This is a genomic window from Candidatus Protofrankia californiensis (assembly GCF_900634765.1).
GTDB lineage: Bacteria > Actinomycetota > Actinomycetes > Frankiales > Frankiaceae > Protofrankia > Protofrankia californiensis.
On sequence record NZ_CAAAFT010000266.1, the window covers coordinates 1 to 2,789 of the forward strand.

Below are 2,789 nucleotides of genomic sequence, written 5' to 3' on the forward strand. Positions count from 1 at the left end.
GTCATCCCGTTGCCCCCGCCGCCGGCGGCCGCCTTGATGATGACGGGATAGCCGACGGTGGCGGCGAGCCGGGCCGCCTCGTCGACGTCGCCGGGTACCTCGAGGCTGCCGGGCAGCAGCGGCAGCCCGGCCTCCCGCATCAGGGTGCGCGCCGTGCTCTTGTCACCGAGGCAGGCCATGACCTGCGCGGGCGTCCCGATGAACACCAGATCGTTGGCGGCGCAGATCTCGGCGAAGTCGGGGTCCTCCGACAGGAACCCGTAGCCGGGGTGGACGGCGTCCGCGCCGGTCTTGCGGGCCGCCTCCACCAGCGCCGCGGCGTTGCGGTAGCTGCGTCCTGCCGGGCCCGGCCCGATGCAGACGGTCTCGTCCACGTGCCGGCGCAGCGCCTCGACGTCGTCCGCGGTGGAGTGCACGCCCACGACCGCGAGGTTGAGCTCGCGGCACGCCCGCGCCACCCGCACCGCGATCTCCCCACGGTTCGCGATCAGTACCTTCCGGAACACTTCACGTCACCCCATGTGTCGCGCCGCTGGTCGCGCCGCTGGCCACCCCGCTCATCCGACGGGCACCAGCGTGATGAGCACCTGCCCGAACTCCACCGGCTCCCCGTCGGCGACGGCGATCCGGTCGACCTTGCCGGCGGCCTCGGCGCGCACCGGGTTCATCAGCTTCATCGCCTCCAGGATTCCGACCGTGTCCCCCGGTTCGACCAGGTCGCCGACCTGCACGAACGGCTCCGCCCCCGGCTGCGGGGAGCGGTAGAAGGTCCCGACCATGGGCGCGGTGACAACCGGCCCGGACGGCGTGTCGGACGCCTCGGCACCGCTCGTCTGCCGCGCCGGCTGGATGCCGCTGCTGTCGGCCGCACCTGCGGGTAAAGGCCCGGCCGCCGGCGGCGAGCCGGCCGCGGGGGCCGGCGGGGCTGCCCACTCCACCTCCAGAACGACGTCGCCGGAGCGCAGCCGCAGGCGGCTGGGCTGGCCGGGCAGGTCGCGGGTGAGGCGGCTGGCGTGCTCCCGCATCGCGGCGAGCAGCCCGATCCGCCCGTCGGGCGCCACCTCGGGGGTCTTGTGGGGGGTCTCGTCGCGGGTCATGCCGGCACCTGCGCATATTCCTGCTCCTGCCGACGTCCGGTGCGGGCCGGTACGTCCACCGATTCCGCGCCGAAGCCGCGGAATCGGGCCGCACGCCGGGCCACGAGTTCGTCGGGCGGTACGGCCAGCAGCGGGAGGAGGGCTTCGAGCACGGCCGCGCGCAGGGTGTCCGCGGCCGTCCCGGGGTCGGCCTGCGTGCCTCCGGGTGGTTCGGGCACGACCGCGTCGACGATGCCGGCCCGCAGCAGCGTCTGCGGGTCCAGGCCCAGTGAGCGGGCCGCGTCGGGGGCGCGGGCGCTGTTGTTCCACAGGATCGCGGAGCATCCTTCGGGACTGATGACCGTGTAGACGCCGTTTTCGACGATGAGTACCTGGTCGGCCACGGCAAGGGCGAGCGCGCCCCCGCTGCCGCCCTCGCCGGTGACAACCGACACCACCGGTACCCGCAACGCGCTCATCCGCTGGATGGCGTTGGCGATCACCGAGGCCTGGCCGCGTTCCTCTGCCTCGACCCCCGGGTGCGCGCCGGGGGTGTCGACCAGCGTCACGACGGGCAGGCCGAGGCGTTCGGCCAGTTCCATGATGCGCAGCGCCTTGCGGTACCCCTCCGGCTTGGCCAGGCCGAAGTCACGGCTGAGCAGCTCCGCGGTGGTGTGCCCCTTCTGGTGGCCGACCACCGCCACCGGCACACCGCCGATCTCGGCCAGTCCGGCGACGATCGCCGGGCTGTCGCCGTGTGTCCGGTCGCCCCGCAGCTCCAGGAACGAGTCGAACGCCCGGGCGGCGAGGTCGAGGGTGGTGGGGCGGCCAAGGTCGCGGGCCAGGCGTACCCGCTCCCATGGGTCGCGGTCGCGCAGCTGCCGTGGATCCCGGATCAGCACCCGTGCCGCCGCGCCCGCGGCGACCGGATCATGTTCCTGTCGCGGCGCCGGGGGCCGGGGCTCACGGACGGCCGGCCTGGCCGCCATCGGGCGACGCCCGGGTGCGGCCACCGCCAGCAGTCTGCTCAGGCAGGAGCGCAGCTCGGCGCGTTTCACGACCAGATCGACATGCCCCCGGGCGGCGAGGAAGTCGCTTCCCTGGAAGCCGTCGGGCAACCGCTCGCCGGTGGTCTGCCGGACGACCCGGGGGCCGGCGAAGCCGAGCCGGGCCCCGGCCTCGGCCAGGACCACGTCGGTGTTCGTGGCGAAGGAGGCTGCCACACCACCGTAGGTCGGGTCGGTGACGACGCTGACGGTCAGCAGCCCGTCGCGGCGCAGCTGGCCTATCGCGATGCTTGTCTTCGCCATCTGCATCAGGGACAGGACGCCTTCTTGCATGCGGGCGCCTCCCGAGGTCGTGACGACCACGAACGGCAACCGGCGTTCCCGGGCCAGCTCCGCGGTCAATGTGATCATTTCTCCGGCGGCGGAACCGAGGCTGCCGCCCATGAAGGAGAAGTCCATGACGGCGACGGCCAGCTCGCGTCCGCCGATGCGGCCCGTGCCGCACAGCACCGCTTCGGGCAGACCGGTGCGGCGGCGTGCGTCGTGCCAGCGCTCCTCGTACCGCCTGCCGTCGGAGAAATCGAGGGGGTCGTAGCCGGTCGGGGTGAGCTCGAGGGGGGTGAAGCTGTCCGGGTCGAGCAGGTGCCCGATCCGCTGACGCGCGCCGACCCGCCCGTGGTCACCGCATTCGGGGCAGACGAACAGG

At 73.6% G+C, this 2,789-nt stretch carries 3 protein-coding genes; all 3 read right to left on the bottom strand.

From position 1 onward, the window contains the following. Positions 1-506: biotin carboxylase N-terminal domain-containing protein (locus tag DD1DGNOD_RS14640; RefSeq protein ID WP_283234697.1), on the bottom strand; the 506-nt coding region annotated here is incomplete at its 3' end. Between the two features lie 51 nt (positions 507-557). Continuing rightward, positions 558-1,097 carry an acetyl-CoA carboxylase biotin carboxyl carrier protein gene (accB, locus tag DD1DGNOD_RS14645; RefSeq protein WP_013873658.1) on the bottom strand — a complete coding sequence of 180 codons (540 nt, stop codon included), beginning with the start codon at positions 1,095-1,097 and terminating at the stop codon, positions 558-560. After that, the coding region (gene accA / locus DD1DGNOD_RS14650) for an acetyl-CoA carboxylase carboxyltransferase subunit alpha/beta (protein WP_131770389.1) at positions 1,094-2,789 on the bottom strand (1,696 nt) is incomplete at its 5' end. The genes accA and accB, both read right to left, overlap by 4 nt.

What these genes read in the sequence shown, in the direction of transcription:
- accB (WP_013873658.1), bottom strand. Translation starts at nt 1,097, where the DNA reads ATGACCCGCGACGAGACCCCCCACAAGACCCCCGAGGTGGCGCCCGAC.